We start from the raw sequence: 5,162 nt of genomic DNA, 5'->3' as shown, positions 1-5,162 counted from the left end.
TCTCCCTGAAGCCAATCTAAAGCTGTCGGCTGCTGACCGTCTTGACCTAACCCAAAACTAAGGGTGCGCTGCCCATCCAAGTCGAGCAGCAGGACGCGACACTTACTTGCAGCGAGGCAAGCTCCTAAGTTTAAAACTGTGGTACTTTTCCCCGTACCGCCTTTGAAATTGAAAATAGCGACCTTTAACATAAAATCCTATTAAGGTCTAATCATCGTTTAGCTTAACACTTACTTTTATATGCTTAAGTGTTAAACCCATAAACTGTTAAACGTCTAATAGGTTTAACAGTTTATGAGCAAGTCTGAGGTCAGCCGCAGATTGGCAGTTACAGCACGAGTAAGGTAAGTAGGTAGGCGAAACCCGTTTCTTGATGAAACCGGGTTTCTAGGGTGTACTTCATAAACCTGCAATTTGCTGCTTGCTGTAAAGTCTGGGGTTTTTTGTCTGACTGGTTAGACCCAAAGTCAACTGGGGCGATTGCTCTTTTGGGTAACGATCAAACGATCAATCGCTAGCTTGCGGTAATTGGTTAAACAGTTAAACGTATTATACCTTTAGCTGTTTAGATGAATATCCCATAACAGGCTTTTCAGGCAACTGAAGCGATGTCGCGCTGGGGCATAGCGTTCCGTTAACTGCGATCTCCGTGCTACCGTATGCTGATAGCTCAACAAATGCCTTGGCTTTCTTGAGCGATCGCACCACCCTCAGTTAGGATATCCGCGATCGCACGGCTGCCTGCTCTCCCTAGATAACTCAATCGTATAGGGTCAAGGTTGAACGGCGGATAATGTTATTCAGGGTGAAGGTTGCACGGTCAGAGAAAGCAAATTCGACTTCTTTTTCGGGCGCGTTAAGTTAAGTAGGCGCTGTAAAACGCAATTATGTAAACGATTGTAAAGTATCCCAATTCCCTAAGCGTGGCTAAGTCAGCCCTGTTTACATACAGTTACATAGTTGAGTTTAATTCCGCCTACCTACTTAAACTTTCTCTTAATTAATTCCTTTAAAAGCTCCACAAGCAACAAAAATTGAAGGAGAAACGGCAACATCTGTTGATGCTCCCGCACTTGCAGCAATTTCTAGGGGCCAGTCAAACTTTTTTTGTTGTGATTGCACTAATTGTCCGACAATTAAGAGGAATTCCTAGAATCACCGTTCTGACAATTTCACAGGTCGTCCTTTGAACGCTGTTACCTCAGATTTAACACTCTTGTTGCCACAGCCTCTGCCGCTAACTTCTCACCCGGTGGCGGTGTACCTTTCTCTGTTGGCACCCGGCTCACAGCCGACGATGCGGCAGTCTCTTGATGCGATCGCGTCTTTGCTGACGGAGGGGCAGTGCGACGCGATGACGCTGAATTGGGCGACGCTGCGCTACCAGCACACGGCTGCGGTGCAAGGGGCATTGATAGCACAGCACTCTCCGGCTACTGCTAAAAAGATGATGTGTGCTCTGAAGCGGGTGTTGAAAGAATCACTGCGACTGGATTTGATGAGCGCGACTGACTATGCCAAGGCGATCGATTTGCCTAAAATTAGGACATCTGACAAACTCAGGGGGCGGGCCTTGAGCGCTGATGAAATTGCCACTCTGTTTGAGGTGTGCCACAATGACTCGACTCCGGCAGGCGCTCGCGATGCGGCTCTGCTGGCGATTCTGCGGGTGGGTTTGCGCCGGGCTGAAGTGGTGAAGCTGGAATTGAGGGACTTTAATGCTCGCACGGGTGCTATGAAGGTACGAGGCGGTAAGGGGAACAAAGACCGCACGGTGTACCTTCCTGGCGATGCTGTGAAGGTGGTGGAAGATTGGCTCGTGGTTCGGGGTCTGGAAGCGGGAGCGTTGTTGTGTCCGGCCTGGAAGATGGGTCGGATACATATCAGACCGCTAACACCCCAGGCGGTATTAGTGATTTTGCAAAAGCGGGCAATAGAGGCGGGGGTGGAGTCGTTTTCTCCTCACGATTTCCGCCGGACTTTTTGCTCGGATTTGCTAGATGCTGGAGTTGATATTGTGACTGTGGCGGAGCTGGCGGGGCATTCTTCGCCTGCAATTGTGGCTAAATATGACCGCCGGGGAGAGGAAAGGAAGCGGCTCGCTGTGGAGCTGTTGTCGATTCGGAACAAGCGTTGAACTGCCAACAAGCGACAGTAGTCTTGGAGTGCGAATTGACTTCTAGGCTTATAGATGAGGCTGGGAGACGGAGCTAATGAGAGCGATGTACAAGGCAGCTTCGGCTGAATATCACCGCGTTATTGACGGGTATTGTTCATCGTCTCCACTTCACCTATAAGGTATTCTGCCGAACCCTAGAGGCCGACAAAATATTTCACTCCTCAAGCCGTCACGGAGCAAGAGTTTCAGGCGTTGATTATCCATTAGCTCCCAGATTCTTTCAGTCAAGGCGTCAAACCTTTATCCCACCTAGGTTTTATCCACTTGGGTATAATGCTCAACTCTAGGGTTGATCCGTACTACTTTGCATCAAGTCCCACAGCGCGCATTAACGAATTTCGGAAACCCGTCAGGTTTCCAGCCCAACAGAGAACAATAAAATGCCTGTACTCCAAATCCCATCCATCGCCTAAAATATCAGCAGGCTCTAAAAATCCAAGTTTACGATGGCATAAGGGGTAAAAATAGGTTGCGTCCCTGGGAAGGCTATGGTGTCTAAGCGGCCTTGAGTATTTTCCGATAGCTAGCGGGTAAAAATGAAGCCCCATCCAGAAACGGATGGGGCAACTGGGATTAGAGATTGCTAGGCACTCCCCGGACTAGATAGAATTCCACTGCTACGCCTGACTGGGCAACCGCCGCTAAACGGTAATAGCCATCAATAATCTTGTAGTCTTCAGAGAAAATCAGTATCGAGCCAGCTTTCCACTCCCCGTCCTGCATTGAAAGCGCGTAATCGTCAATCACAGATTGATCAATCTTTCCGGACTGTGCCACTCCGAAAGACAGGTATCCTCTGGCCATGTCAGGGGTAATAGTGACAGGAATCAATTCGCTTCTGTGACCATCCGGGCTAGCCCTGCGGATAAGGGATTCGAGGTCGTCGTTGCTGTTGTTCATGGGCAAGCGTCTTTGTTAATTACCCCACCCCTTTTTAAGCGAACGGTGGGCTGAGCTTGGACGGATGCTGTGGTGTCTAAGCGGCTCTGTGTTTTAGTTTCCCAAGTTTGGCCCGGCGCTGCAACGAGAATTTTCGGCCTCCAACAGAATCACCGGAATCGTTTCGCTGGCTTTCAGGTTGAACCGCCGTGTCAGAACAGAGGCGTGGTACTGAAAATGACCGCTAAGAACGAGAGAATCCGTCGAGAAAGAGAGCTGATTCACGCCCTTGAGTTACTAAGCCGTCGAGCGCCAGACGCGAGCTCACCTGCAATGAAGGCGGGAGTTGCGATTAAAGTTGCAGGCTGGGATATCCGATTTTATACGTTTGACCTGGACTCGCGACAGCATTAGTTTCTTGGTAAGCCTGGTGCTTTGTCTTACCTGTATGTCTTACACTATGACAGTTTGTATGATATCTTTCTAAATGTTGTAAGACAAAGTTGTCAGACATAAATAAGACAAATCACTCATGCTAAGAGTGTAAGACTATGTGAAGTTATGCGTCTTACACTCTTAGCATGAGTGATTTGCTAGCTAGCGGTTTCTATCAGGGTGGGTCGAGATTATTCATTTTTCTAGGTTCGGTGTAGTGTGTGGCGTCTGGGTTTGTAAGACCAATTTGTATGACATAAGGGGGTGTATGACAAATAAGCGTATAACAGATTTTGCTTATACGTCATACAAACGGCGACGGCTGTTATACAATAGCGTCATACATATATGACCGAGGTAAGACAATGGCGTCAACATCGTTAACTTTTCGCTGTCCAGATGAAGTGTTGGAGGCGATCGACAATTTAGGGAAGGAGCGTTATCCGGCGGCAAATACTAAGCACGGGTGCGATCGCTCTAAGACTTTGATCGACATTATGCGGGCGGGCATCGAGGCGCTGTCTGATGGCTCCGTTGTCTTACCCGCACCCGCATTCGTCAGACAACAGCCGGATGACGTAAGACAAAGCTTGTCAGACAGCTCGTTAGAGGCGCGTATTACAGAAATTGTCCAACGTCAGACAGAACCATTGCGCGCAGCGCTAAAGGCAGAATTAAAGGCTGAATTGTTGGGGGAGTCCGCAGCCTGACCGATCGCACCGATGACGAACGGCTCAGGCAGCAATTAGACTCGATGCCGACAGAGAATCACCAAGACTACGACCAACTTTTAGAATCTAGTTCTGCAACGATCGACAATCAGCGCAAGGTGGTGGCACTATTGCAATCCCGCCTTAGAGAAGAACGGGAGAAGTTTGAAGCCCAACTCGCAGAACTGCAAAAACGGCTGGATGCTGCCGAAAAAAATTCAGACTCTGCGATCGAGCCAGACCCATACATTTTTCTTAATTGGCTCAAAGATTTGGTAAAAGGCAAATCCAGAAAACCTCCTCAATGGGAGCCAACCAAAGCGGAGGCCGAAGCCATTTTGGCGCGGGTCAGACAATCTTAAAAGTTCAATTACCGATCGTCCCAAAACAAAGAGCCCCCAGCGTGATGCCGAGGGCTTTTTTTATGAAGGGTATTAGCGGGACTTAAACAAATTTTAAGCCCAAATAAAGCCCAAACTAGCTTTATAAGCGGAGAATACGTCCCAATTTTCGTTTAACCATTTGACAAACCGAAAAGATATTGCTGTCCGAAACGCTTCCAGCGCTTCTGTAAAGGTGTTTAAAGGTTTATTTGCCCATCTACGTCTTAATCCGCAGGTTTTGGTATGCCAGAGAATAAAACTGTAGGCACAAAATACCAAAATTAAATGTCTCATTAGACTGCGTTTATCTCTGACCTGATATTCTTTTAGTCCTAACCAACCCTTGGCTTCCCGATAGAAAACTTCTACCCAATTTCTTTGGGAGTAGGTCTTTACTACCCACTCTTCTGTTGCTGTTGATAACTCCACATTAGTCATCAAATAACTTTTGTTGGCGTAGCCTATCCAAAGGACATAGGGGGATTTAGGGGGATCGCACCACCACTTATCTGAACGCAAACTGCTGTTAACTTCTGACCCAGAGAGACTTGGGCATCAAGCAATGTAGATGTTTTG

8 protein-coding genes are annotated in these 5,162 nt (G+C 47.9%); 3 read left to right on the top strand and 5 right to left on the bottom strand.

Features of this window, described 5'->3' with window-relative positions; all coding sequences use genetic code 11:
• On the bottom strand, positions 1-191 hold a 191-nt coding region (locus QUB12_RS36630; protein ID WP_333310932.1), incomplete at its 3' end, for a ParA family protein.
• Between the two features lie 805 nt (positions 192-996).
• Positions 997-1,122 carry a hypothetical protein gene (locus QUB12_RS36625; RefSeq protein ID WP_333311004.1) on the bottom strand — a complete coding sequence of 42 codons (126 nt, stop codon included), beginning with the start codon at positions 1,120-1,122 and terminating at the stop codon, positions 997-999.
• Positions 1,123-1,186: 64 nt separating this feature from the next.
• On the opposite strand from QUB12_RS36625, the gene QUB12_RS36620 reads away from it, so the two are divergent.
• The gene (locus tag QUB12_RS36620) at positions 1,187-2,137 is read left to right on the top strand and encodes a tyrosine-type recombinase/integrase (RefSeq protein ID WP_333311002.1); all 951 of its coding nucleotides are present in this window, start codon (positions 1,187-1,189) and stop codon (positions 2,135-2,137) included.
• A gap of 615 nt (positions 2,138-2,752) precedes the next feature.
• Here QUB12_RS36620 and QUB12_RS36615 read toward each other — a convergent pair.
• Both QUB12_RS36615 and QUB12_RS36610 read right to left on the bottom strand, forming a co-directional pair.
• A complete protein-coding gene (locus QUB12_RS36615) occupies positions 2,753-3,079 on the bottom strand; it encodes a hypothetical protein (RefSeq protein ID WP_333311001.1) in 327 nt (108 codons plus the stop codon).
• Positions 3,080-3,172: 93 nt separating this feature from the next.
• Positions 3,173-3,343, bottom strand: coding sequence for a hypothetical protein (locus tag QUB12_RS36610; protein WP_333310999.1), 171 nt, complete (start codon positions 3,341-3,343; stop codon positions 3,173-3,175).
• A gap of 515 nt (positions 3,344-3,858) precedes the next feature.
• Here QUB12_RS36610 and QUB12_RS36605 point away from each other — a divergent pair.
• Both QUB12_RS36605 and QUB12_RS36600 read left to right on the top strand, forming a co-directional pair.
• Positions 3,859-4,203 (top strand): hypothetical protein, encoded by a 345-nt coding sequence (locus QUB12_RS36605; RefSeq protein ID WP_333310998.1) that lies wholly within the window; start codon positions 3,859-3,861, stop codon positions 4,201-4,203.
• Between the two features lie 44 nt (positions 4,204-4,247).
• Positions 4,248-4,565 (top strand): hypothetical protein, encoded by a 318-nt coding sequence (locus QUB12_RS36600; RefSeq protein ID WP_333310996.1) that lies wholly within the window; start codon positions 4,248-4,250, stop codon positions 4,563-4,565.
• A gap of 93 nt (positions 4,566-4,658) precedes the next feature.
• Here QUB12_RS36600 and QUB12_RS36595 read toward each other — a convergent pair whose 3' ends face one another.
• Entirely contained in the window at positions 4,659-5,105 is a 447-nt protein-coding gene (locus tag QUB12_RS36595) for a transposase (protein ID WP_445300700.1), read from the bottom strand.
• Between the last annotated feature and the right edge of the window lie 57 nt (positions 5,106-5,162).

Source organism: Microcoleus sp. B7-D4 (assembly GCF_036705125.1).
Taxonomy (GTDB): Bacteria; Cyanobacteriota; Cyanobacteriia; order Cyanobacteriales; family Microcoleaceae; genus Microcoleus.
This window is presented reverse-complemented; position numbering and strand designations above follow the sequence as displayed.

What these genes read in the sequence shown, in the direction of transcription:
- QUB12_RS36615 (WP_333311001.1), bottom strand. Translation starts at nt 3,079, where the DNA reads ATGAACAACAGCAACGACGACCTCGAATCCCTTATCCGCAGGGCTAGC.
- QUB12_RS36605 (WP_333310998.1), top strand. Translation starts at nt 3,859, where the DNA reads ATGGCGTCAACATCGTTAACTTTTCGCTGTCCAGATGAAGTGTTGGAG.
- QUB12_RS36600 (WP_333310996.1), top strand. Translation starts at nt 4,248, where the DNA reads ATGCCGACAGAGAATCACCAAGACTACGACCAACTTTTAGAATCTAGT.